Origin of the sequence: Saccharomonospora sp. CUA-673 (assembly GCF_001942305.1) — a bacterium.
Taxonomy (GTDB): Bacteria; Actinomycetota; Actinomycetes; order Mycobacteriales; family Pseudonocardiaceae; genus Prauserella.
Genome location: NZ_MKKE01000084.1, coordinates 16,013 through 39,236, shown reverse-complemented (window position 1 = coordinate 39,236; position 23,224 = coordinate 16,013). Strand labels below are relative to the sequence as shown.

26 protein-coding genes and 2 pseudogenes are annotated in these 23,224 nt (G+C 69.9%); 9 read left to right on the top strand and 19 right to left on the bottom strand.

What is annotated here, in order from left to right; translation table 11 throughout:
• Position 1 precedes the first annotated feature (1 nt).
• The 3 genes from purB to BJF85_RS24785 all read left to right on the top strand — a co-directional run bounded on the left by purB (position 2) and on the right by BJF85_RS24785 (position 3,259).
• On the top strand, positions 2–1,429 hold the full coding sequence (gene purB / locus BJF85_RS24795; RefSeq protein ID WP_075850354.1) for an adenylosuccinate lyase: 1,428 nt from the start codon (positions 2–4) through the stop codon (positions 1,427–1,429).
• Between the two features lie 45 nt (positions 1,430–1,474).
• A complete protein-coding gene (locus tag BJF85_RS24790) occupies positions 1,475–2,407 on the top strand; it encodes a sulfite exporter TauE/SafE family protein (RefSeq protein WP_075850353.1) in 933 nt (310 codons plus the stop codon).
• An 84-nt stretch (positions 2,408–2,491) separates the two neighbouring features.
• Positions 2,492–3,259, top strand: coding sequence for a DUF2334 domain-containing protein (locus BJF85_RS24785; protein WP_075850352.1), 768 nt, complete (start codon positions 2,492–2,494; stop codon positions 3,257–3,259).
• On the opposite strand, the gene BJF85_RS24780 is transcribed toward BJF85_RS24785, so the two are convergent.
• Positions 3,222–3,857, bottom strand: coding sequence for an MBL fold metallo-hydrolase (locus BJF85_RS24780; RefSeq protein ID WP_075850351.1), 636 nt, complete (start codon positions 3,855–3,857; stop codon positions 3,222–3,224). The genes BJF85_RS24785 and BJF85_RS24780 overlap by 38 nt on opposite strands.
• A 173-nt stretch (positions 3,858–4,030) precedes the next feature.
• On the opposite strand from BJF85_RS24780, the gene BJF85_RS24775 reads away from it, so the two are divergent.
• From BJF85_RS24775 to purL, 4 genes and pseudogenes are all read left to right on the top strand, one after another.
• On the top strand, positions 4,031–5,497 hold the full coding sequence (locus tag BJF85_RS24775) for an aldehyde dehydrogenase family protein (RefSeq protein ID WP_075850350.1): 1,467 nt from the start codon (positions 4,031–4,033) through the stop codon (positions 5,495–5,497).
• Between the two features lie 305 nt (positions 5,498–5,802).
• Positions 5,803–6,042, top strand: a complete 240-nt coding sequence (gene purS, locus BJF85_RS24770; protein WP_075850349.1) for a phosphoribosylformylglycinamidine synthase subunit PurS — start codon at positions 5,803–5,805, stop codon at positions 6,040–6,042.
• The gene (gene purQ / locus BJF85_RS24765) at positions 6,039–6,722 is read left to right on the top strand and encodes a phosphoribosylformylglycinamidine synthase subunit PurQ (RefSeq protein ID WP_075850348.1); all 684 of its coding nucleotides are present in this window, start codon (positions 6,039–6,041) and stop codon (positions 6,720–6,722) included. Before purS ends, purQ begins: the two co-directional genes overlap by 4 nt.
• A gap of 11 nt (positions 6,723–6,733) precedes the next feature.
• Positions 6,734–9,047: pseudogene (purL, locus tag BJF85_RS24760) on the top strand (phosphoribosylformylglycinamidine synthase subunit PurL).
• Positions 9,048–9,115: 68 nt separating this feature from the next.
• Here purL and BJF85_RS27790 read toward each other — a convergent pair.
• The 5 genes from BJF85_RS27790 to BJF85_RS24735 all read right to left on the bottom strand — a co-directional run bounded on the left by BJF85_RS27790 (position 9,116) and on the right by BJF85_RS24735 (position 12,710).
• Positions 9,116–9,952 carry a hypothetical protein gene (locus BJF85_RS27790; RefSeq protein ID WP_075850347.1) on the bottom strand — a complete coding sequence of 279 codons (837 nt, stop codon included), beginning with the start codon at positions 9,950–9,952 and terminating at the stop codon, positions 9,116–9,118.
• A gap of 51 nt (positions 9,953–10,003) precedes the next feature.
• Positions 10,004–10,783 carry a hypothetical protein gene (locus BJF85_RS28575; RefSeq protein WP_187346967.1) on the bottom strand — a complete coding sequence of 260 codons (780 nt, stop codon included), beginning with the start codon at positions 10,781–10,783 and terminating at the stop codon, positions 10,004–10,006.
• 155 nt (positions 10,784–10,938) lie between these two features.
• Positions 10,939–11,409, bottom strand: coding sequence for a hypothetical protein (locus BJF85_RS24745; protein WP_075850345.1), 471 nt, complete (start codon positions 11,407–11,409; stop codon positions 10,939–10,941).
• A 4-nt stretch (positions 11,410–11,413) separates the two neighbouring features.
• Positions 11,414–12,076, bottom strand: coding sequence for a hypothetical protein (locus BJF85_RS24740; RefSeq protein ID WP_139320852.1), 663 nt, complete (start codon positions 12,074–12,076; stop codon positions 11,414–11,416).
• 214 nt (positions 12,077–12,290) lie between these two features.
• Positions 12,291–12,710: a helix-turn-helix domain-containing protein gene (locus tag BJF85_RS24735; RefSeq protein ID WP_075850343.1), complete on the bottom strand. Its 420-nt coding sequence runs from the start codon at positions 12,708–12,710 to the stop codon at positions 12,291–12,293.
• 71 nt (positions 12,711–12,781) lie between these two features.
• Between BJF85_RS24735 and BJF85_RS24730 the strand changes: the two genes are divergently transcribed.
• Positions 12,782–13,417, top strand: a complete 636-nt coding sequence (locus BJF85_RS24730) for an FMN-dependent NADH-azoreductase (RefSeq protein ID WP_075850342.1) — start codon at positions 12,782–12,784, stop codon at positions 13,415–13,417.
• A gap of 88 nt (positions 13,418–13,505) precedes the next feature.
• Here BJF85_RS24730 and BJF85_RS29295 read toward each other — a convergent pair whose 3' ends face one another.
• The 12 genes and pseudogenes from BJF85_RS29295 to BJF85_RS24675 all read right to left on the bottom strand — a co-directional run bounded on the left by BJF85_RS29295 (position 13,506) and on the right by BJF85_RS24675 (position 21,631).
• Complete coding sequence (locus BJF85_RS29295; RefSeq protein ID WP_075850341.1) at positions 13,506–13,745, bottom strand: Imm1 family immunity protein; 240 nt, start codon at positions 13,743–13,745, stop codon at positions 13,506–13,508.
• 59 nt (positions 13,746–13,804) lie between these two features.
• Positions 13,805–13,918, bottom strand: a pseudogene (locus tag BJF85_RS31780) (hypothetical protein); the annotation flags it as partial.
• A 6-nt stretch (positions 13,919–13,924) separates the two neighbouring features.
• Complete coding sequence (locus BJF85_RS24720; RefSeq protein WP_075850340.1) at positions 13,925–14,317, bottom strand: Imm1 family immunity protein; 393 nt, start codon at positions 14,315–14,317, stop codon at positions 13,925–13,927.
• A complete protein-coding gene (locus BJF85_RS24715) occupies positions 14,308–15,072 on the bottom strand; it encodes a DddA-like double-stranded DNA deaminase toxin (RefSeq protein ID WP_075850339.1) in 765 nt (254 codons plus the stop codon). Before BJF85_RS24715 ends, BJF85_RS24720 begins: the two co-directional genes overlap by 10 nt.
• A gap of 31 nt (positions 15,073–15,103) precedes the next feature.
• Complete coding sequence (locus tag BJF85_RS24710; protein WP_139320850.1) at positions 15,104–15,310, bottom strand: hypothetical protein; 207 nt, start codon at positions 15,308–15,310, stop codon at positions 15,104–15,106.
• A complete protein-coding gene (locus BJF85_RS24705) occupies positions 15,292–15,573 on the bottom strand; it encodes a hypothetical protein (RefSeq protein ID WP_075850337.1) in 282 nt (93 codons plus the stop codon). The genes BJF85_RS24710 and BJF85_RS24705 overlap by 19 nt, the downstream gene beginning before the upstream one ends.
• A gap of 61 nt (positions 15,574–15,634) precedes the next feature.
• Positions 15,635–16,828, bottom strand: a complete 1,194-nt coding sequence (locus BJF85_RS24700; protein WP_075850336.1) for a helix-turn-helix domain-containing protein — start codon at positions 16,826–16,828, stop codon at positions 15,635–15,637.
• A 176-nt stretch (positions 16,829–17,004) separates the two neighbouring features.
• Complete coding sequence (locus BJF85_RS24695) at positions 17,005–17,781, bottom strand: hypothetical protein (protein ID WP_222844673.1); 777 nt, start codon at positions 17,779–17,781, stop codon at positions 17,005–17,007.
• A gap of 117 nt (positions 17,782–17,898) precedes the next feature.
• Positions 17,899–18,972 (bottom strand): hypothetical protein, encoded by a 1,074-nt coding sequence (locus tag BJF85_RS24690; protein ID WP_075850334.1) that lies wholly within the window; start codon positions 18,970–18,972, stop codon positions 17,899–17,901.
• Positions 18,973–19,092: 120 nt separating this feature from the next.
• The gene (locus BJF85_RS24685) at positions 19,093–19,713 is read right to left on the bottom strand and encodes a hypothetical protein (RefSeq protein ID WP_075850333.1); all 621 of its coding nucleotides are present in this window, start codon (positions 19,711–19,713) and stop codon (positions 19,093–19,095) included.
• Positions 19,714–19,856: 143 nt separating this feature from the next.
• On the bottom strand, positions 19,857–20,744 hold the full coding sequence (locus BJF85_RS24680; protein ID WP_075850332.1) for a lysozyme: 888 nt from the start codon (positions 20,742–20,744) through the stop codon (positions 19,857–19,859).
• A 275-nt stretch (positions 20,745–21,019) separates the two neighbouring features.
• On the bottom strand, positions 21,020–21,631 hold the full coding sequence (locus BJF85_RS24675; RefSeq protein ID WP_075850331.1) for a type VII secretion system-associated protein: 612 nt from the start codon (positions 21,629–21,631) through the stop codon (positions 21,020–21,022).
• A 54-nt stretch (positions 21,632–21,685) separates the two neighbouring features.
• On the opposite strand from BJF85_RS24675, the gene BJF85_RS24670 reads away from it, so the two are divergent.
• Positions 21,686–22,093 carry a sterol carrier family protein gene (locus BJF85_RS24670; RefSeq protein ID WP_075850330.1) on the top strand — a complete coding sequence of 136 codons (408 nt, stop codon included), beginning with the start codon at positions 21,686–21,688 and terminating at the stop codon, positions 22,091–22,093.
• A gap of 128 nt (positions 22,094–22,221) precedes the next feature.
• On the opposite strand, the gene BJF85_RS24665 is transcribed toward BJF85_RS24670, so the two are convergent.
• Positions 22,222–23,019 (bottom strand): SAM-dependent methyltransferase, encoded by a 798-nt coding sequence (locus tag BJF85_RS24665; protein ID WP_075850329.1) that lies wholly within the window; start codon positions 23,017–23,019, stop codon positions 22,222–22,224.
• Positions 23,020–23,224: the final 205 nt, after the last annotated feature.

Sequence of the window (23,224 nt, the reverse complement as noted above, 5' to 3'; positions counted from 1 at the left end):
AGTGACCGACAAGCCCCGCATCCCGAACGTGCTCGCAGGCCGCTACGCCTCGCCCGAGCTCGTCGCACTCTGGTCGCCCGAGCAGAAGGTGCGACTCGAGCGCGAGTTGTGGCTGGCCGTGCTGAAGGCGCAGGGCGAGCTGGGCGTCGAGGTGCCCGGCGGCGTCGTCGCCGACTACGAGCGGGTGCTGCCCGACGTCGACCTCGCCTCGATCGCCGCCCGCGAGCGTGTCACGCGGCACGACGTGAAGGCCCGCATCGAGGAGTTCAACGCCCTCGCCGGCCACGAGCACGTCCACAAGGGCATGACCTCGCGCGACCTCACCGAGAACGTCGAGCAGCTGCAGGTCCGCCGGTCGCTCGAGCTGCTGCGCGGCCGGACGGTCGCGGTGCTGGCGCGGCTTGCGGAACTGGCCACCGAGCACTCCGAGCTGGTCCTGGCCGGCCGGTCGCACAACGTCGCCGCGCAGGCCACGACGCTGGGCAAGCGGTTCGCCACGGCCGCCGACGAACTGCTCGTCGCGTTCGAGCGTCTCGACGAGCTGGTCGCGCGCTACCCGCTGCGCGGCATCAAGGGCCCGGTCGGCACGGCGCAGGACATGCTCGACCTCGTCGGCGGCGCCGACAAGCTCGCCGAGCTGGAGACACGCGTCGCCGGGCACCTCGGGTTCGAGCGGGTCCTCGACAGCGTCGGCCAGGTGTACCCGCGGTCGCTGGACTTCGACGTCGTGTCCGCGCTCGTGCAGGTCGCCGCGGCGCCGTCGAACCTGGCCACGACGATCCGCCTGATGGCCGGCAACGAGCTGGTCACCGAGGGCTTCCAGCCCGGTCAGGTCGGCTCGTCGGCGATGCCGCACAAGATGAACACCCGCTCCTGCGAGCGCGTCAACGGCCTCGCCGTCGTGCTGCGCGGCCACCTGTCGATGCTCGGCGAGCTGGCCGGTGACCAGTGGAACGAGGGCGACGTGTCCGACTCGGTGGTGCGCCGGGTCGCGCTGCCGGATGCGTTCTTCGCGCTCGACGGCCTGCTCGAGACGATGCTGACCGTGCTGCGCGAGTTCGGCGCGTTCCCCGCGGTCGTCGACCGTGAGCTGAACCGCTACCTGCCGTTCCTGGCGACGACGAAGGTGCTCATGGCCGCCGTGCGCGCCGGCGTCGGCCGCGAGACCGCGCACGAGGCGATCAAGGAGAACGCCGTCGCCGTGGCGCTCGCGCTGCGGGAGGGCCAGGCCGAGAACGACCTGCTCGACCGCCTCGCCGCCGACGACCGCCTCCCGCTCGACCGCGACACCCTCGCCGAGCTGATCGCCGACCGGCTCTCGTTCACCGGCACCGCCGGCGCCCAGGTGGACGCGGTCGCCGGCCGCGTCACCGAGGTCGTCAAGCGGTTCCCCGACGCGGCCACGTACGAACCCGCACCGATCCTCTAGCCGTTCCGCCGCCCACCGACTGCCAACCCCGTCTGAGGTCCGCCCATGATTGCGCTCCTGCTCTTCGGCATCGCCGGGTTCATCGCCCAAGTGATTGCCGGCGCCCTCGGCATGGGCTACGGCATGATCTCCACGACGGTGCTGATCGCCGTGGGAACCGCGCCGGCCGTCGCCTCGGCAGCGGTGCACTTCGCGCAGGTCGGCACGGCCATCGCCTCCGGTGCGGCGCACTGGAAGTTCCGCAACGTCGACTGGCGCACCGTGGGCATCCTGGCCGTGCCGGGTGCCATCGGCGCCGTGCTCGGCGCGTTCGCGCTCGTGGCCATGGCCACCAACGTCGCGCGCGTGTGGATCACGTCGTTCCTGTTCCTGCTGGGCCTGTACGTGCTCATCCGGTTCGCGTTCCTCAAGGCGGGCAAGCTGATCACCGAGAAGCGTCCCGGGGCGAAGATGCTCGCCCCGCTCGGCCTGGTGGCCGGGTTCATGGACGCCAGCGGCGGTGGCGGCTGGGGCCCGGTCGCCACGACGACCCTGCTGTCGTCGGGCCGGCTCGAACCGCGCAAGGTCGTCGGCTCGGTCAGCGCGTCCGAGATCGTCGTCGCCACCGCGGCGTGCGTCGCGTTCGTCATCGCGCTCAAGCACGAGGGCATGAACTGGCTCGTGGTGCTCGGCCTGATGATCGGCGGCATCCTCGGCGCCCCGTTCGGCGCGTGGATGGCGCACCGCCTGCCGCCGCGCGTGCTGGGCACCGCCGCGGGCAGCCTGATCCTGCTGGCCAACGCGTGGATGGTGCTCGAACTGGTCGGCATGCCGCGGCCGCTGATCATCGCCTCGTACGTCGGCCTCATCGGCTTCCTCGTGTACGCGATGATCTCCGCGGTGCGGGCGATGCGCGAGGAGAAGCGGGTCAACGAACTGGCCGGTGAGGACGACCCGGACCCCGACTCCGACCGCGAGAAGGCGTCCGAGTTGTCCTGAAACAGGTGAGCGAGGGCGTTTGTCGGCCGTGTTTCACCGCGCCCTCACCTCGATGCCGCAGGACGGTCATCCGCGGCTGGCCCCATGGGAGGCGTGGAACCCTCACTGCTGGTCTCCCTGTCCGGGGTGAACGTCCGCACGCTCGAGCGGTGCGCGGACCTCGCCCGGGAACTCGACGCGCGTGACGTGCCGCTGTCGATCCTGTTCACGCCGAGCGCCGCGGACGGATCCCGCCGCGTCGCCGAGTGGGTGCGCACCCGAGTAGCCGGTTCTCGTGATGCTGCGGCCGGCGCGGCCGGTGATGCGGTGGTGCTGCACGGTTACGACGGGCGGGTGCGCGCGGAGTTCGCGTCGCTGCGCCGGCACGAGGCGGGTCTGCGGCTGATCGCCGCGACGGCCGCCCTGGACGCCGAGGGCCTGCGCACCGACGTGTTCGCCCCGCCGCACTGGCGCATCACCCGCGAGGGCCGCGAGGCACTGGCCCGGCACGGGTTCGCGGTGTGCGCCGACGAGGGCGCCGTGCGCGATCTGCGGTCGGGTGTGGTCGTGCGCGGCAGGGTGCAGACGTTCGGCGGGAGCCAGCACGTCTCCGCGATGCGCTGCCGCACCGCGGTGCTGTCGACGACCAGGTCGGTGCGGCGCGGCGGGCTGGTGCGGCTCGCCGTGGAGGCCGCGGATCTGACCGACCCCGGAACGCGCAGGGCGGTGATCGACGCGGTCGAGGCGGCGATCGACGGCGGCGCACGGCCCCGGACCTACGCCTCGTTCGCGGGCGCCGACACCGGAGTGGCACCGCGGGTGCCGGAACAGCGGGTCAGACGGTCGACTGCCGGCCTCGCGGCAACACCCTGACCTCCGTGCCGTCCGGCGCGAGGTTGGTGAACAGGCCGTAGTGCATGGCCGGGTTGGCCAGCACGGCCTCGTGGATCGGCACCGCCAGGCGCGGCGCGACCGCGCGCAGGTAGTCGACGGCCTCACCCGCCTTCAACCAGGGCGCGCCCGTGGGCAGACCGAGCACGTCGACCTCCTGCTCGGGCACGAAGAACGCGTCGCCGGGGTGGTAGAACGCGCCGTGGTCGACGAGGTAACCGACGTTGGGGATCACCGGCACGTCCCGGTGGATCGTGGCGTGCTGCCCGCCGACGACGTGCACGGGCGTGCCCGCGATGTCCAGCACCTCGCCCGGGTGCGCGGTGTGCGACGCGAGGTCGAGCTTGGCGACCGTGTCGTGCGAGCCCGGGTCGGTGATCAACCGGGCGCGCGGGTTGGCCGCGAGCAGCGCGGGCAGCTTCTCGGTGTCGATGTGGTCGAAGTGCTGGTGCGTGATCAGCACGGCGTCGACGTCGGTCAGCGTCTCGAACCCCGTCGAGAACGCCCCCGGATCGACGAGGATCCGCGCCCGCTCCGTCTCGAGCAACACACACGAGTGGCCGAAGTGAGTGACCCGCATCCCGCCACCTTAATGCTCCCGAGGCCCCATAGTCGCGTTGAACGCGACTAATCTTCCCTTCGCGGGCGCGCCGCAGCGAGGGGAACAATAGTCGCGTTGAGTGCGACCAAGGCCTCGGGAGCAGCTAATTGGCACGTTGCCAGTAGTGGTGGGGACGTCGTAGCCTCGGGGCCATGACCACGCTCACTGGCGAGACGTTCGAATCGGTCGACCCGGCAACCGGTGCGGTGGTCGGGACCCACCCGGTGCACACCGCCGACCAGGTCGAGGCGGCCGTCGCGGCGGCCCGCGACGCGGCCGACTGGTGGGCGTCGCTCGGCTTCGCCGGCAGGGCCGAACGACTGGCCCGGTGGCGCGCCGCGCTCGCCCGGCGCATGCCCGAGCTGTGCCGGGTGATCACCGCGGAGACCGGGAAGCCCGCGGGCGACGCGCAGCTCGAGCTGGTCCTCGCGATCGAGCACCTGGCCTGGGCCGCCAAGCACGCGCGCAAGGAGCTCGGCCCGCAGCGCCGCGCGCCGGGGATGCTGCTCGCCAACCAGGTCGCGTCGGTGGAGTACCACCCGCTCGGCGTCGTCGGCGTCATCGGACCGTGGAACTACCCGGTGTACACGCCGCTCGGCTCGATCAGTTATGCCCTCGCCGCGGGCAACGCCGTCGTGTTCAAGCCCAGCGAGTACACGCCTGGTGTCGGCCGGTGGCTCGCCGACGCGTTCGCCGAGGCCGTGCCCGAGCACCCCGTGTTGCAGCTGGTCACCGGGTTCGGCGCGACAGGTGCGGCGCTGACGACGGCGGGCGTCGACAAGATCGCGTTCACCGGCAGCGCCGCCACCGGCAAGAAGGTGATGGCGAGTGCGGCCGAGACGTTGACGCCCGTCGTCATCGAAGCCGGCGGCAAGGACCCGCTGCTCGTCGACGCCGACGCCGACCTCGAGGCCGCCGCCGACGCCACCGTGTGGGGTGCGTTCTCCAACGCCGGTCAGACGTGCGCCGGCGTCGAACGCGTCTACGTGCACGAGCGGGTGTACGACGCGTTCGTCGACAAGGTCGTGGACAAGGCCCGGAAGGTCGAGGCGGGCGAGCACTACGGGCCGATGACCATGCCGTCGCAGGTGGACGTCGTGCGCAAGCACATCGACGACGCCCTCGCGCGCGGCGGCAGGGCGCTCGTCGGCGGCAACGGCGCCGTCGGCGAGCGGTTCGTACGGCCCACGGTGCTCGTCGACGTGCCCGAGGACTGCTCGGCCGTGCGGGAGGAGACGTTCGGCCCGACGGTGACGATCGCCAAGGTCGCCGACATGGACGAGGCGATCGAGAAGGCCAACGACTCGCCCTACGGACTCGGATCGACCGTGTTCTCCAAGTCGCGGGGCATGGAACTCGCGCGGCGCCTGCGCACCGGGCAGACGGCGATCAACGCGCCGCTGTCGTTCGCGGGCATCGCGTCCCTGCCGTTCGGCGGCAGCGGGGAGTCCGGGTTCGGCCGCATCCACGGACCGGAGGGGTTGCGCGAGTTCGCGCGGCCGAAGTCCATCGCCCGGCAACGCTTCACCGCACCCATCGCGCTCACCTCGTTCGCCCGCTCCAAGCGCACCGAGGCGATCGTCGGCAAACTCATCGCGAAACTCCACGGCAAACGCTGACGTGGTGCTCCCGAGGGCCCCATGGTCGCGTTCAACGCGACCAAAGGGCCCTCGGGAGTACATCCGGTGGACACGGTGCGTCACGGGGATACGGTCGTTGTCCTCCATACCGGTGAGTCCGACAAGTGCGACGCAACCGGCGCGATACCTACGCGTCTCCCGACGTAGAAGCCCGTGCTGATCATGCGGGGCCGAGGGGCGTCGGGGGTCTCTCGGCCCCGCGGGCCGCGCGCCGGCCGGGCTGGGTTACGCTGAACGGGCATCCGACCTGCGGAAACGTTCTTCAACGCAAGGAGCAGCCTGTCGTGGCCCGAGTAGTCGTCGACGTCATGCCGAAGCCCGAAATCCTCGACCCTCAGGGCCAGGCGGTCGCCGGCGCCCTTCCCCGACTCGGTTTCGACGGGGTCACCGAGGTCCGTCAGGGCAAGCACTTCGAGCTCGAGGTCGACGATTCCGTCGACGACGACACGCTCGCCAAGATCGCCGAGGGCTTCCTCGCCAACCCCGTGATCGAGGACTGGACGATCCGGCGGGTGGACCAGTGACCGCCAGGATCGGGGTCATCACCTTCCCCGGCACGCTCGACGACGTCGACGCCGCCCGCGCGGTGCGCTACTCCGGCGCCGAGGCCGTGTCGCTGTGGCACGGCGATGCCGATCTGCACGGCGTCGACGCGGTCGTCGTTCCCGGCGGCTTCTCGTACGGCGACTACCTGCGCTGCGGTGCGATCGCCCGCTTCGCACCCGTGATGACGTCGGTCATCGACGCCGCGGGCAAGGGCATGCCGGTGCTCGGCATCTGCAACGGCTTCCAGATCCTGTGCGAGGCCGGTCTGCTGCCGGGCGCGCTGGTGCGCAACGACAAGCTGCACTTCGTCTGTCGCGACCAGTGGCTGCGCGTCGAGAACAACACCACGGCGTGGAGCACGCGCTACGACTCGGGCGCCGAGGTGCTGGTCCCGCTGAAGTCCGGCGAGGGCAGCTACATGGCCGAACAGTCCACACTGGACCGCCTCGAGGGTGACGGCCGCGTCGTGTTCCGTTACGTGGGCGAGAACCCGAACGGATCGCGCGGTGACATCGCGGGTATCGCGAGCGAGAACGGCCGCGTCGTCGGCCTCATGCCGCACCCGGAACACGCCATCGACGCGCTCACCGGCCCGTCCGACGACGGCCTCGGCATGTTCTACTCCGCGCTCGACGCGCTGAGCACCGTCGCGGCCTGAAAGGAGCCTCCATGTCCTCGGATGTCGCCGCCGGCACACAGGCCGATACGACTCTGACCGACACCACCGCCCACGCCGCGGAGACGCCGGACGTCCCGCAGCCGTATGCCGAGCTCGGTCTCGCCGACGACGAGTACGAGCGCATCCGCGAGATCCTCGGCCGCAGGCCCACCGAGGCCGAGTTGGCGATGTACTCGGTGATGTGGAGCGAGCACTGCTCGTACAAGTCGTCGAAGGCGCACCTGCGCTACTTCGGCGAGACCACGACCCCCGAGATGCGCGAGAAGATGCTCGCGGGCATCGGCGAGAACGCGGGCGTCGTCGATGTCGGCGACGGCTGGGCCGTGACGTTCAAGGTCGAGAGCCACAATCATCCGTCCTATGTGGAGCCGTACCAGGGTGCGGCCACGGGTGTCGGCGGCATCGTCCGCGACATCCTCGCGATGGGCGCGCGCCCGCTCGCGGTCGCGACCCGCTGCGGTTCGGCCCCGCCGATGCCGAGGACACGCGCCGGGTGCTGCCCGGCGTGGTGGCCGGTGTCGCCGGTTACGGCAACTGCCTCGGCCTGCCGAACGTCGGCGGCGAGGTCGTCTTCGACAAGACCTATGCCGGAAACCCGCTCGTCAACGCCATGTGCGTCGGTTCGATGCGCGCCGAGGACCTGCACCTCGCGCACGCCTCCGGCGCGGGCAACAAGATCATCCTGTTCGGTGCGCGGACCGGCCTCGACGGCATCGGCGGTGTGTCCGTGCTCGCGAGTGCGACGTTCGACGGCGAGGAGAGCGCGGGCGGCCGCAAAAAGCTGCCGAGCGTGCAAGTAGGCGACCCGTTCACCGAGAAGGTGCTCATCGAGTGCTGCCTCGAACTGTTCGCCGAGAAGGTGGTCGTCGGAATCCAGGACCTCGGCGGCGCGGGCCTGTCGTGCGCGACGTCCGAGCTGGCTGCGGCCGGTGACGGCGGCATGTACGTCGACCTCGACCGGGTTCCGTTGCGCGCCACGGGAATGACGGCCGCCGAGATCCTCTCCAGCGAGTCGCAGGAACGGATGTGCGCGGTCGTCGCACCGTCCGATGTGGACGCTTTCATGGAGATCTGCCGCAAGTGGGACGTCATCGCCACCGAGATCGGTGAGGTCACCGACGGGGACAACCTCGTCATCGGCTGGCAGGGCGAGACGGTGGTCGACGTGCCGCCGCGCACCGTCGCCCACCAGGGCCCGGTGTACGACCGCCCGTATGCCCGCCCGACGAAGCAGGACGAGGTTCAGGCGTCCACTCCGGACTCGTTGCCGCGTCCGTCCACTCCGGATGAGCTGCGGGAGACGGTGCTGAAGCTGGTGTCCTCGCCGGACCTGGCCTCGCGCGAGTGGGTCACCCAGCAGTACGACCGCTACGTGCGCGGCAACACGGTACTCGCCCAGCCTGCGGACTCGGGCATGATCCGCGTCGACGAGTCGACATCGCGCGGTGTCGCCGTGTCGACCGACTGCAACAGCCGCTACGTCTACCTCGACCCGTACCGCGGCACGCAGCTGGCGTTGGCCGAGGCGTACCGCAACGTCGCGGCGGGCGGCGCGCAGCCGCTGGCCGTGACGAACTGCCTCAACTTCGGTTCCCCCGAGGACCCGGGCGTGATGTGGCAGTTCGAGCGCGCGGTGCACGGCCTCGCGGACGGCTGCGCCGAACTGGGCGTGCCTGTCACGGGCGGCAACGTCAGCTTCTACAACCAGACCGGTGACACGGCGATCCTGCCGACGCCGGTGGTCGGCGTGCTCGGCGTGATCGACGACGTGCGGCGGCGGATCCCCACGGGCATCGGCGACGAGCCCGGCGAGTCGCTGCTGCTGCTCGGGGACACGCGGGACGAGTTCGGCGGTTCGGCGTGGGCGCACGTCGTGCACGGTCACCTCGGCGGGATGCCGCCGGAGGTGGACCTGGAACGGGAGCGGCTGCTGGCCGAGATCCTCGTCGCCGGTTCGCGCGACGGCATGATCTCCGCGGCGCACGACCTGTCCGACGGCGGTCTGGTGCAGGCGGTCGTCGAGATGGCGCTGATCGGCCAGTGCGGCGCGCGGCTGTTGCTCGACCCGGACGCGACCCGTTCGTGCAGCTGTTCTCCGAGTCCGCGGGCCGCGCGGTCGTGGCCGTGCCGCGCAGCGAGGAACTGCGGTTCACCGAGATGTGCAGCGCGCGCGGACTGCCGTGGCGCAAGTGCGGTGTCGCCGACGAGCAGTCGGGCGAGCTGGAGATCCAGGACGTCGCGACGTTCGGTCTCGACGAACTCCGCGCGGCGTGGGAGGGCACCCTCCCGGCACTGTTCGCCTGAAAATGCTGCCCTGACACGAGAAACGGGCCGGCGAAGCACTGCTTCGCGGCCCGTTCGTCGTGTGTGCGTCAGAATCCAGGAGACGGGCTCTGCCCTGGCTCCGTCACCGGGGTGATGTTCGAGATGCACCACCCGTTCTGGTCTTCGAGAGTCATCTCGAGCCCCAGGTCGGCGGTCTGGCCCTGGGTGGTCACCGTGCTGTCCACCCGGGCGGTGGCCTCTCCGGCGGAGGTCTCTTGCACGTCGGTCAGCTCGGCCTCGAACGAGAGACTGGCCGGGATCTCGGTTTCCTCGGGTGCCACGCCGGTCGCTCCGTCGCACACGACTTCGGCCATGGTCGGGACGTCCAGGTCGTTGAGGCCGTCGACGTACTGCTGTGCCGCGGCTTCCGGGCCGTCGTCGGCACCGCCGCCGAGGCCGCCCTCGTCACCGGTGTCGCCGCCCTCGTCGGCACCGCCCTGGCCGTCGTCCTGACCATCCTGCTGACCACCGTTGGCGTTGCCCTCGGCGGAGGACTCCTTGTCGTCGCCGAGGAAGAAGCCGGGCGCCCAGAAGCCGGTCACGAGCAGCGCGGCGACGGCTACGACCGCCACCGCGATGCCCGCGATGAGGGGCGTCTTGCTCTTCTTCGGCGGTTCGGGGAAACCGCCGGGCCCGGGCTGGCCGTACCCCTGTTGCGGGTACGGCTGCCCGGGAAACCCACCCTGCTGCGGGTATCCCGGCTGACCGGGTGCCTGCTGCGGATATCCCTGCTGCGGGAAGCCACCGGACTGCGGATACCCGCCCTGCCCGGGATATCCGCCCTGTCCGGGGTAGCCGCCGGGCTGCTGGCCGTACGGGTTCGGCTGCTGGCCCGGCTGTTGGCCCCACGGATCAGGCTGGCCCGGCTGTGGTGGGTAGGTCATGCGTCGCCCCTCGACTGTGCGGTCGGCGTTCGTGCGCCGTGATGTCGCCGCTCAGTATCCGCCGTACTCGGACTCGTAATCAGGCAGGTCCGGAACGGACGGGTAGCCGTCCGGCATGTCGGGCACGGACGGCATATCAGGTGTATCAGGCACTTCGGGCGTATCCGCCCGGAAGTCGTCGATGCACCAGCCGTCATTGTCCTTGAGGACGAGCTCGCCCGTGAGTTCCTGGGACATTCCCCCGCCGCTGACGGACATCGAGATCGGCACGATCGCTTCGCCGGAGGTCTCATTGGCATCGCCGGTTACGCGGACCTCGGCCTTGAAGTCGGCGGGGGCGTCGGGCGGCGGGCTGTCGAGGTCGGTGAACTCGCTGTCGTCGAAGTCGGACACGTCGCAGAAGGAGCCCCTGACCGCGTCGGCATCCTGGTTGGTCACGCCGCTCGCGAAGTCCTCGGCGACGCTCCTCGGGTCGTTGCCGCCGGCGAAGACAACGATCAGGATGACGACCACCGCGACCAGGGCGACACCGCCGCCGGCGAGGCCGATGATCAGACCGGTCTTCTTCTTCGGCGGCTGGCCGTACGGTCCGGTCTGGCCGGGGTAGCCGCCCTGTTGCGGGTGGCCGTACGGCGGGAATCCGCCCGGCTGCTGCGGGTATCCCTGCTGGGGGAAGCCCCCGGACGGTGGTCCGCCCATCGGCGGCTGGCCGGGCTGCTGCGGGTATCCCTGAGGGCCCGGGCCTCCAGGCTGGCCGCCGTAGGGCGGCTGTCCGCCGGGCTGCTGTCCGTAGGGTCCGCCCGGTCCGCCGGGCTGCGGTGGATACGTCATGAGGTCCCTTCCCCCAGAGCTCACAAATCTCTCACAGGGGCCCTACTGTGCCATGTCACCCCTGATGGCTGGTGCGGGATACCTCGAACGGTTCCGGACAGGTCCGACATCTGGCCGACATCGAGTGAGGCCCGGAGTTTGCCGCGGGGCGTTGATCAGCGCGGGGGATGCAGTTCGAGGCCGGGGACCTCGACGGAGCGCCAGCACCACGCGTCGCCGACGGTGTCGAGGACGAGCCGGAGGTCGATGTCGTCGTTGCCCGCGGAGATCCGCCCGCCGATCGTGACGATGCCGCCTTGTTCGGTGGCCTGGCCGGTGACGTGTGCGGCGGTGACGCCGGGTGCCTGCTGGATGGCGTCGGCGACGGCGGGGTCGGCGTCGGCGCACGCGACGGAGCGGAGTTCGGCCTTGTCCTGGTCGGCGAACGCGGTCATGATCCGCGTCGCCAGCGCGTGGGCGCCCTCGCCATCCTCGGTCTCGTCGTCGGCGACCAGGAAACCCGGTGCGACCCATGCCGTGAACACGAAGATGCTGGCGACGAACAACAGTCCGCCGCCGACGAGCAACACCAGCGGCCAGGTCCGGTTGCCGGACGCGGACGGGAACGAACCCTGTGGATGCGTCATCGCCTCAGCCGTCGAGTCGGGTCGCGACGTACATCGAGACGGCGCACCATCCGCCGGTGTCGTCGTCCTGCCGGAAAAAGTGCGAGCGCCCGATGTTCCCGCTCTCGTCCGTGCCGTGGTACAGGAAGGTGACGTAGCCGTCGTCGGATCGCTCGCTCGACTCGATCTCGAGCTGTGCGCCGGCATCGATCAGTTCCTGGGCCGTCTCGGCCGACGACTCGGCATATATCTCGCAGGCGACCGTGCTGGCCGCGTCGGCGTCGCCGGAGTTGATCGCCTCGACGAACCGCTGAGCGCCTTCTTCCGGGTCGGCCGGGTAACTCGGTGGGGCTTCGCGGGTGTCCTCGGCGGTCGGGCCGGGGTTGGCGCCGTCGGCGTTGTTGTCCTCGTCGTCGAGCAGGAAACCGGGCGCGACCCAGGCGAGGATCGCGAACCCGCCGACCAGGAGCGCGACACCGCCGAGCGACAGACCGACGATCAGGCCCGTCTTGCTCTTCGGCGGCTGTCCGCCGGGGTGCATGCCGTGCGGCGGGTGGCCGGGCCCGCCCGGATATCCCTGCCCTGCCGGGTAACCGGCTCCGGCCGGGTAGCCCTGACCCTGCGGGTAGCCCTGGCCCTGCCAGCCCGACTGTCCCGGTGGCTGTCCCGGCTGCGGTGGATACGTCACGGTGCCCCCTCGTAGCGACGACCGAGACACTATGCCACGTGCCCGGTTCGCCGGCTCTTCCCAACGGAGGGCGCCGTTGTCCGCCCTGGGGCTCACGCACGTCAAAGTGCCTTTTGTACGCCTGCCTCGACGCACGCATGATGGTGTTACGCACTGATAGTGAGGTGGATGGCGAATGGTGGAACAGCGAGTACAGGCACCGAGTCGCGCGTCGTCAGCGGGCCCGGGTGGTGGCCGTTTTCGCGCGGCCCACACCGGTGGTCTCGGCGGAGGCCCGGTTGCCGGCGATCTCCTCGTGGTGGGCGACCGCCCACTCGGCCATCGCTGTGACGGCGTCCAGGAGTGACCGGCCGAGGTCGGTCAGGTCGTACTCCACCCGTGGCGGGATTTCGGCGTAGGCGGTGCGGGTGACGAGCCCGTCGCGTTCGAGCAGCTTGAGCGTTTGGGTCAGCATCCGCTGCGAGATTCCCGGGATGCTCGCCTGCAGGTCGGAGTAGCGCAGCGATCCGGCACTCAGGGTGCTGATGACGAGCACCGTCCACTTGTCACCGATGCGATCGAGCACTTCCCGGATGAAGGCGTGGTCCTCCGGCCACGACTGACACGGGCCGCTGACCGTTCGCGCTGTCGCCACCGCATTACCTCCCTGTCGGTATGTAACCGCATCACCAGTATGGCCACATCTGTCGAGATAAGGACACCCGTATGTCGTACCTGCTTCATGTCGATTCCTCCTCGCTCGGCGAGGCGTCGGTGTCGCGACGTGTCGCGCGGAGTTTCCTCGCGGGCTGGGACGGGGACGTCGTCCACCGTGACCTGGCTGCCGCTCCGGTTCCGCACATCACCGCCGCGGGCGTCACCGCCCGCGAGGCCGACCCCGCGGACCACTCCGAGGAACAGGCCGCTGCGGCCGCGCTCCAGGACGAGCTCATCGACGAGTTCGTCGGCGCCGACGCCTACTTGTTCACGGTGCCGATGTACAACCTGTCGATGCCGTCGGTCTTCAAGGCCTGGCTCGACCAGATCATCGTCTTCGGTCGCACCGTCCGCCCGTCGCCGACGGCCGGACGCCCGGCGGTCCTGATCTCGGCGCGAGGCGGCGGCTACGGACCGGGCACGCCCCACCATGGTCTGGACTATGTCGTGCCCACCACCGAAGCGGTCCTCGGGAGGGAGGAACTGCTCGGACTCGAGGTCCACACGGTGGTACCCGAACTCATCATGGCCACGCACAATCCGGAATTGGCCGACCTCCTCCCGAAACACGAGGAATCCATGGCCGACGCACACCGGCGCGTCCGTGAACTCGCCGCGACGATCACCGCCGCGACCGCCGCCTGAACCTCCCGGTACAGACCGGTGGGGCATCAATTGCCCGCTGATGGACCAAGTACGCGGAGTGGGTCCAGTTCGTATCAGGCGGTGACGGTCACGAGGACGACCGTGCGTCTCGGGCCCACTGCACGCACGTGGGGCGCGTGCCGTTGCTCATGAACTCGTGAGCAGCCCGGCGGATGTCGGCGAGCGGGACCTCGGCGTCGACCGGGAACTCGGTGTCGCTGCCCATGTAGTAGTACAGCGGCGGTTCGTCCGCGACGGCGCTGCCGCCGTTGGTCGTCCAGTATGCGGCCTGGTTGTCGCTGTAGAGCGCGACACCGACGCCGCGCACGCATCGATGCCGAGGTCGAGAAATCCGGAGCGCAACGGGTCAGCGGAGTCGACGAGCTGCACCATGTTGCGACCCTGCCAGGTGCCGAGGGTGTCGAGAACCGCGTCGAGTTCGGCGGTTGTCGTGACGGTGGTCGGGCCGTCGTGCTCGTACCACGCCTCAAGAGTCCGCATCGGCGTTCAGTGAGTGTAGGGCTGCCACTGCACGCAGGCGGGGCGTGCGCGTGTCTCGACGTACTCTCGCGCTGCGCGCCGCGCATCGGCGATCGGGACCTCGACGCCGGCCGGGAACTCGCGCTCGTGATCTTGGTAGAAGTACTGCGGCGTCTCGTCCTCGCTGCCGTTCGAGGACACGTAATTGCCCTGTGGCGACAGGAAAACAAGAACACCGACCCCGCGCTCGGCGTCGAGTCCGACGTTCATCATCGGCGTGCGCCAGGGGTCGTCGGTATCGGAGAGCTCGATCAGGTTCGCGCCGTTCCACGCGGCGACCGTGTCGAGCACCGCGTCGAGTTCGGCGGTCGTGGTCACGGTCGCCGGACCGTTGACGTCGTACCAGGCGGTTACTGCCACGGCGGTTTCCTTCCTCCACGGTAGGTCTGCTTGAACGGCGTGCCGTCGGGCTCGGTGCCGTACACCGTCAGCGATGAGCCGGTCGGCAGCAGCACCGACAAGAGGTTGTCACACGACAACGCGCCCTGGCATGGCCGGTTATTGATGACGACGGTCGCCTCGGTGATGTTGTTGTCAGCCATGTACTGGGCGAGTTTCATCTCGACGTCGGCGCTTGCCGCGATCGGCCAGGGCGCGTCCATCTGCGCGAACCTCTCATCGACACGGCGCGCGGCCTCGTCGCGTCCGCTGGTGAGCGCCGCCGGCTCGCCACCACTGCTCGACCACCACCGCCCGTGCGTCTTGCGGCGAACCGAATCACTGCCGACGCGCGGCGGCAACTGCGCACGCGCTCGCTCGACCTGCTCCTGTGGCGACGCAGCTGCGACCGGCGGACCGTTCCCGGCCGGCGCCGCATCTCTGGCAGGGCTGGCGCCCGGGGCCGGCGCCGTGGTCGCGCCGAGTTGCTCGAGGTAGCCGCGCAGCATGTGCTCGATCTGCGTGAGCCGACCGTGCTGCGCGTCGGTCTGTTCGACCGCCTCGGATGCGGCGGCCGGTGCTTGTCCGGCATCCGGGTCGCGCGTTCCGTCGACGCAGTAGGCGTAGGTTTCACGCGCCTCGACCATCGTCTGCGATGCCTGCGCAATCGCACTGCGCGCGGCGGCGAGTTGACCGAGTGCGCAACCGATCGCCGCGGCGAGCTGTTCGACCGACATCGATGTCCCCCAACCATGTCGAGTGCGTGAGTCAGACGCAGCGCTCGCGTTCGGCCGCTGCCGCCGCGAGTACGGCGGCGATCTCGCGGAGCTCGTCGGCCAGTCTGCGTAGCCGGATCGGTGCTACGTCGCCGTTTTCGTCGATCAGGTCGGCCGAGACGATGCCGAGCTGTCGGTTCATGCGCGCGATGTTGCGCAGCAGTTCGCGGTCGCGGTGGATCACGGCAGACCGAGCCATGTCGCCCAGCAGGCGTGGCAGTCGAACACCGCCGGATGCTCACGGCGACGCCACCGCGGCACGGTCACCAACATTCCGCACAGCATCTCGGCCGTCGTTCCCGGCACCGGTGCGTACATGGCGCCGCCGATGTGCCGCACGCCGCCGACGACCGGCCGCCATCCCGGCACGGTGTCGAGATCGGGCGCGTCCGGGTCCGCCTCGATCGGCCACCCGTCGGTACCGATCGTGACGAAAGAGCCGTCGGCGTGCTGCATCCACATGCCGGGGACGTTATGCACCCGCCGTGGCGAGATGTGTCCTTCCGGGACACACCGGGTCGCATCACCCGTTGGGAGCAACTCCCATGCGCCAGGCCAGGCCGCGCAGGTCGCGGCCGCCTGCGTCGCGGCGGGCACGTCGCAGGTGGTCGGCCACGGCCTCACGCACGAACACGTTGGTACGCACCTTCTGCGGGGCGAGTTCCTCCGCCTTGAGCAGGGCAGCGACGCCGCGGGCGCGGTTGCGCGGCTCGGCGAGCAGGCCACGGCCGTAGTCCATCCAGAACGCGGCCTGGCGGCTCTTCGACACACCCACCGGTCTCAGGGTGGACGCGATCTCGTCGACCTTGCCGCCCTGTCCCAGTTCGACGGCGATGGAGGTACGCCAGATACCGACGTTGGTACGGCCGAAGTTGGTCTGCTGCCACGGGGACACGTCGGCGTCGAGCTGCTCGGCCAACGCCGCGGCCTCGGAGAGGTGGGTCTGGGCAGTGTCGTCGTCACCCTGAGCAGCCCGCGACAGCGCGGCCGTCAGGTGGGCCATGCCGCGGGTCTCGATACGCGCGCCCGGTTCGTCGGCGATACCGACGGCGAGTTCGTACTGTCGGCGGCGGTTGCTGCCGCTGAGAAGCTGGGCGCGCTGGTAGCCGGCGTAGGTGGTCCACACCGGATCGTCCATGCGCTCGGCAACTTGCCGCATGCGCTCCACGGCCAGCGTGGGCAGCCCGGACACGCCGATGTCGTGGGCCAGGTAGGCGGCGCTCTTGTAGGCACCGACCAGCCCCGTGAGGGCCCCGCGCTCGGTGGCCGGGTCGTTTGCGGCGGCGAGCAGCTCCCGGATCAGACCGGGCAGCAGGCGCGCCTGCCCTGCCAGGTCGGCGGCCGGACGAAGAACCTTGGTGAGTCGTTCACAGTCGGCGTGGATCTCCGGCCACGGACGGATCGGCGTGTCCGGCACCTCGTCGACCTGCCAGCCGGTCAGCGCGTCGACCACGTCCGGGATGGAGGCGTGCAGCTCGTCGGATGTCGCGTCCACCGGCTCGTTGAGCGCTCCGGTGATCTCGGACGGAGCGACCCGCAAGGTATTCGCCAGTGACTCCAGCACGCGGCGGGAGTTGATCGCCTTGTCGCCGCGTTCGAGCTTCGCAAGGTAACTGTAGGAGATGCCGGACAGTTCCGCGGCGGCGCGCACGCTCAACTGTCGCCATGAACGAATCTCGCGCAGACGGCGCCCGATATGCGCAGTGTCGTCGTGCATGGAGTCTCCTCCGTCGCGTGGCCGGGAACCGTCGCGAAGCCTTCAGGAGTCGTAACCAGGCGACGGGTTCCACCGGCCAGAGTACCGCCCACACGAGCGACAACCGCTGGTACCGCAGGTGACAACCGCGGCGGTTGCGTCACCGTTGACCCGGCCGGCCCGGTGTGGTGGATGCGTCATCGTCCGTGGTACCCGAGTCCCATGGCGTGGGCGGAGTAGACGCACCAGGCGTCGTCGCCGGTCTCGTACCGCAACATCAGAAGAGCCGTGCCGTCCTGGCCGTTCGCGCTGCCGGAGAGCCTGGCGGACACGACGTAAGTGGTGTCGGTCGTGCTATCGATCTCCAGCTGCGCATCGGCGTCGACCATCCGGTCCACGTTGTCCGCGACGCTGTCCTCCATGCGGGAACATGCGAGCCCCGTGGCCCCGTCGCGGTCGCCCGAGTTGATCGCCGACGTGAAGTCCTCGGCCATGGCGACCGCGTCGGCGTTCTCGGCACCCGTACCGCTGTCGCCGCGATCATCCAGATCGTCCTCGATGTCGTCCGGAACAACCCGCGACGCGTTCGGGTCGGGGACCACCTGCGACTGGGGCGGTTGCGGCGGCGTGGGATCGGAACCGGCTGCGCTGCTCTCGTCATCGTCGTCGAGCAGGAACCCGGGCGTGACCCAGGCGAGCAGCGCGAACACGCCGAACAGCACCACCACGGCGCCGGCGGCCGCCCCGACGATCAGGCCCGTCTTCTTCTTCGGCGGCTGCCCGTCCGGCCCGCCGTAGGGCGGCTGGCCCGGGTCGCCCGGATAGCCCTGCCCCTGGAATCCCTGTCCGGGAAACTCCTGGCCCGGGAATCCCTGCCCGCCGTACTGGCCCGGGTACTGCCCGTAAGGACTCGGTGGCTGGTTCCCCTGCTGTGCCTGCCAATCCGGCTGCCCCGGTTGCGGCGGATACGTCACGATGACCCCCAGTGTCGGTGACCGCGTCACTATGCCATATGTCGTTTTTGACCGGCTCAGGGTTCACCGATTTCGTTGCGGAGGCGTAGCCGGAACAGGCTTGTGACCAGGGATATGTCAGGGGGTCGAGAGGCGGACGCACAGGTCGCCCTCGTCCTGGCCGGAGACCCAGACGCGAAGCGGGCCGACCCTCCCGGGGGCCGCGTTGTGGTCGGTGAGCTCCGCCGTGCCGCCGGGCCGGGTTGCCCACTCCTCGTAGGACGCGTAGTCGACCTCGAGATCGGCGCCGGAGTCGATCAGTTCGCCGACGCGGCGCTCGTTCTCGGCCGACGGGCACAGCAGCCCGGTCACCTCCGCCGAGCGACCGGCGTTGACGTGGCCGACGGACTCGTCGATCGCCTGGCGTTGCGCGGGATTCGGCTCGATCCCGTCCCGGGGCTCGGCGAGCTCGCCGAACTCGCCGCTGAAGGCCATGACGGAGACGATGCAGGCGTCCCTGCCGCCCGGATCGTTGAGACTGGTGAGGAGGCTGACGCTGGAGGTGTAGCCCTCATCGGCTTCCGGCAGGGTGAGCTCGACACTGCCCGAGTCCCCCGCATCGCTGATCTCCAGCGTCAGTTCGGCGTCGAGCACTCGGTCCATATCGCGCACGACCCTGGGTTCCCCCAGCGGGCAGGCGAGTTCGTAGGCCGCGTCCCGGTCGCCGGTGTTCACGGCGTAGGCGAAATGCTCGCCCAGCGACTGCGGGTCGTCGGGCTCGCCGGTCGGCGGTTCGTGGTTCGCCGGCGGGGTCGTGGTCTCAGCGGTCGTGTCCGTTGTGGACCCGGCGTCGGCATCGGAGTCGTCGCGGTCGTCGGCCAGGAACCAGGCGAGCAGACCCAGTGCCACCACGATGACCGCGAACGTGCGGCCGGGGCGCCTCGCCGGACCGCTGTCCACGCCGCCGATCGTGGCGCCCGGGTTCTGGAACGGGTCCGTGTACTGAGCGCCGTACGGCTGCTGGTGCGTCGGACGTATCTGCCGCGGGTCGGGCTGGTTCCCCGGTGCCGGCTGGGCCTGCCCGGGGCCCGGCTGCGGTTGGTGGCCCTGGCCGGGATGTGCCTGGTGGCCCTGCCAACCCTGCTGGCCCTGGCCCGGGTAGGCCTGGTGGCCGTGCCAACCCGGCCGCCCCGGTTGCTGCGGATACGTCACGATGACCCCCTACTTCGTCGAAGGCCACTATGTCATGTCGGGGCGTTTGTCCGGATCGGTTCCGGGAATCGGTGGCACGGACGGGATCTCCGAGTCCCGAGCGAACGGTGCCCGGGTCGGTCAGAGGCCGCTGACCCAGCTCATGCACACGCCGCCCGCGTCGTCGTCGGTGGCCGTCAGGCTCACCGGGACGCCCTCGCCGGCGGCGGTGCGGTCGGTCGCCAGCACGAGCCCGCCGCCGCTCACCGACTCCTCGTACGTGGAGTAGTCCACCTCGAGTTGGACGCCGCGGTCGATCGCCCCGTCGATCCGGTCGTCGTGGAAACCCTCCGTGCACATCGCCGAGCGTGCCGCCTCGGCGTCCCCGTTGTTGAGCGCCGCGACGAAGTCGTCGATCATCCGGCGGTGGTCCGGGTCGACCTCCACGTCCTCGCCGCCGTCGCCGCCGTCGGCTCCGCCGCTGTCGGTCTCGGCGGTCGCGGGCGCGGACGTTTCCGGCGTCGACCCGATGATGCTCTGCTCACCGCCGTCGCCCTCGTCGTCAAAGACGCCCAGGATCCACAGCAGGCCGAGCGTCAACGCCCCCGCGGCGACCACCGTCACCACCGTGATGAGCAGGGTCCGGTTCCTCGGCCCGCGGGACGGCCCGCCGATGCCTGCGCCCGGGTTCTGGAACGGATCGGTGTACTGCGCCCCGTACGGCTGCTGGCCGTGCTGGCCCGGGTGCTGTGGATACGTCACGGCCTGCCCCCTCGCCGACTGTGTGTGCCGCGCGCGAGTCTGGCACGGTCGCGGTGGTGCCGCGCGAAACGTGCCCCTGCCGAGTGGCGTCCCGGCGCGCGGCAGGTGTCTGCGCGCGCCGGGACGACCGTGGCGAGGTGGCCTCAGCCCCTGGCGAGCACCCGGAGCCGGTCGTAGGAACCGTTGAACGAGTTCTGGTCCAACGGGCTCGACGTGTACTGCCAGAATGTGTGGTAATTCCAGCCGTTGGGCAGCGCCCCCACCGAATCCGAGTACCGCGCGACCCACAGCGGCACCGTGCTGCCGAACGATTGCGCCGTGCCGACGCACATGTTCCACCAGCTCGTCGACGTGTAAATGACCGGGTGCCGGCCCGTGCGACTGTGATACGTGTCGTGGAAGTCGCGAATCCACGACGCCATTTGCGCCTTGGAGAGCCCGTAGCACGCGTTGTCACCGTACGGGTTGTATTCCATGTCGAGTGCGCCCGGCAGCGTCTTGCCGTCGGCGGACCAGCCGCCGCCGTTGTTGACGAAGTAGTTCGCCTGCGCCCGACCGGACGAGGAGTTCGGCACCGCGAAGTGATACGCACCGCGGATCATGCCGACGTTGTAGGAGCCGTTGTACTGCTGCGTGAAGTACGGATTCTTGTAGCTGGTCGCCTCGGTCGCCTTGACGTAGGCGAACCGCTTGCCCTGGTTCCACCAGTGCCGCCAGTTGACATTGCCCTGCCAGCTGGCGACGTCGATGCCCTGCACCGTGGCCTGAGCGCGCGTGCCGTCGGCGGTGACGCCCTGCGGCAGCATCGCGCGCGCCTTCGTCACCGCGGACGACAGTTCGCCCTCGACCCGGGCGATCTGCGAACCCATGGAATGGTTCCCGATCTCGAACGCGTCGACCGAGTCGGTCACGTCGCTCAGCGGGTTCGGTGCCGCACCCGCGGGGGAGAGCGCGCCGAGCAGGAGCGCGCCGATCGAGCCGGCGACGACGAGCGATCTCAGTCCACGCCGGATTCTTCGCTTGGTTGACATACGGGGGGTCCCCTTCAGAAATTTATGTGCCCTCGCTTGGCGGTCGACTTACTTGCAGGTAGCCGTCCGCGCGTTGATTGTTATCGGCGCTCACGAACTTTGTCACTAGTTGGCATGAAAACTCCGCTACGAGTGGGTGATGGACAACTCGAATGTTGTCGCCCAGCGCAACGGACGCACTCGCAGTGCGAGTGGGCGTCCGATTTGTAGCATTTATTCGAGTCTGCCGAGTGGCGACGTAATTCGTTCGAGTGAGCCGTCCTTGCGGAGCGGTGCTACTGCTCCTGCGCGAGGGCGTGCCGAAGATGATGTGCGGGCACGACGGCCGTCACGAGGTCGTGCGGATTGATCGCCAGCGGATGATCGCCCAGCAGATCCACCACGTCCCGACCCAGCACCGCGCGGGCGTGCGGCCACTCGCGCGGAACCAGCGACTTCTGCGTGTACGCGGGTACCAGCACCCGGCCGTCGGTGTTGTGGAAACCGATCACCGTGCGCTGCACCGGCGAGAGCGCGTAGAAGAACAGTGTCGAATCGAGGATCACCGGCGGCAGGTCCTCCGCCGGACGATGCTTGGTGTGGACCAGCTGCAGCAACCGCTCGAGATCCGACGCCGGCTCCGGATAGCCCAGCGCCTGCGGCGACGGGCGGTACCGGTCGTTCGGATGGAAGTCCTCGACGATCTCGCCGTCGTTGTTGACCGGGTAGGCGCCCACGACCGCCCACGACGGCACGCGGCCGGCGGGGTCGAACGCCTCGTCGATCACGTACAGCCAGCTGTTGGGGTTCGCCCGCGCGTTGGCCCGCATCTCCTTGGTGATCTCGGGATTGCGGCCCGCTTGATGCGCGCCCGATGCCACCCGGTTCGCCTCGTCCCGCTGTGCCATGTAGCTCTCCACATTCCCGCCGCACTTGCTCGGGGCCCACTCTAGTGTGGACGCATGCCCGCATCGCGCTCGGTCGATCCCGAAGAGTTACGACATGCTGTCCGTACCGTGGCCGCCTGGTTGGACACCCCCACCGAGTCCGATGCCGAGCCGGACGCGGGCGCCGAGCCGACGCGGAAGGAACTGGCGTCGGCGGTGCGGCTGAGCCTGCGCACGCTGGCGACGATCGCGCCCGGGCACAGCGTCGAGGTGCGGGTGCCGCCGTTCTCGGCCGTCCAGTGCGTCGAGGGTCCGCGGCACACGCGGGGCACGCCGCCGAACGTGGTCGAGACCGATCCGCGCACCTGGCTCGAACTGGCCACCGGACGCCTGGACTGGACCGACGCCGTCGACCGCGGCCTCGTCGCCGCCTCCGGCCCCCGAGCCGACATCTCCCCCTGGCTCCCGATCGTCCGCCCCTGAAGTGCTCCCGAGGGCCCTTTGGTCGCGCTCAACGCGACCAATCTTCCCTTCGCTCCGGCGCGCACCGCGAAGGGAAGAAAAGTTGCGCTCAACGCGACTATGGGGCCCTTGGGAGCTTCGAACGGGGGTCAGGGTTTGCGGGCCACGCCGCCTGCGATGCAGTGCTGGGCCCCGTTGAGGGGCGTGAGGCGGGGGCCGTCCTGCCACCAGTCGGCGAGGCGGATGACGCCGGGCTCGACGAGTTCGAGGTCGCCGAACAGCGTGCGGATCTCGTCGAGGGTGCGGAACGTGCCCGATCCCATGGGGCTGTGGCGGAACTTCTCCTCGGCCTTGCGCGCCATGGCCGTGTACTCGTTCTCGGGGTCCATGAAGTGGCTGATCGCGACGAACGAACCGGACGGCAGCCGGTCGTAGTATTCGCGCATGATCTCCGCGGGGCCGTCGGCCGGGCCCTCGTAGTGGTGCAGCGTGCCGACGTGCAGCAGCGCGTACGGCTGGTCGAGGTCGAGGTGCTTGCGCACCGTCTCGTTGTCGAGCACCGCCGACGGGTCGAAGATGTCGGCCGACACCAGCGTCGTGTCGTCGTTCTCCTCGAGCAGGGCCCGCCCGTGCGCCATCACGACCGGGTCGTTGTCGATGTAGACGACCCTCGTATCGGGGTGCACGCGCTGCACGACCTGATGAGTGTTCTCCGCCGTCGGCAACCCGGAACCGCAGTCGAGGAACTGCCGGATGCCCGTCTGCTGCGCGAGGAAACGGCACGCGCGGATCAGGAAGTCGCGGTTCTCGTAGGCGAGGTGCCGGGCGTACGGGGCCTCCGCGAGCACGCCGTCGCGCACCTTGCGGTCGATCTCGTAGTTGTCCTTGCCCCCGAGGAACGCGTCGTAGACGCGTGCGATGCTCGCCCGCGTGGGGTCCACACCCACCGGCGCGCGTTCGGGTGTTGCGGCAGACATGGCGGGGACCTCGCAAGGGTCGGGGACGTGGGATCGCACACAGCGTAGTCACCCGGGGCGGAGCGAGTAAACGGCCGTGTCGCCTACCAGGGCTTGATCGCCCGGGCGGGTGGGCCTACGTTGAATGTCCGGACGACTCTGCTGCGTTACGATGATCTTTCTGGGTAATGGCCGG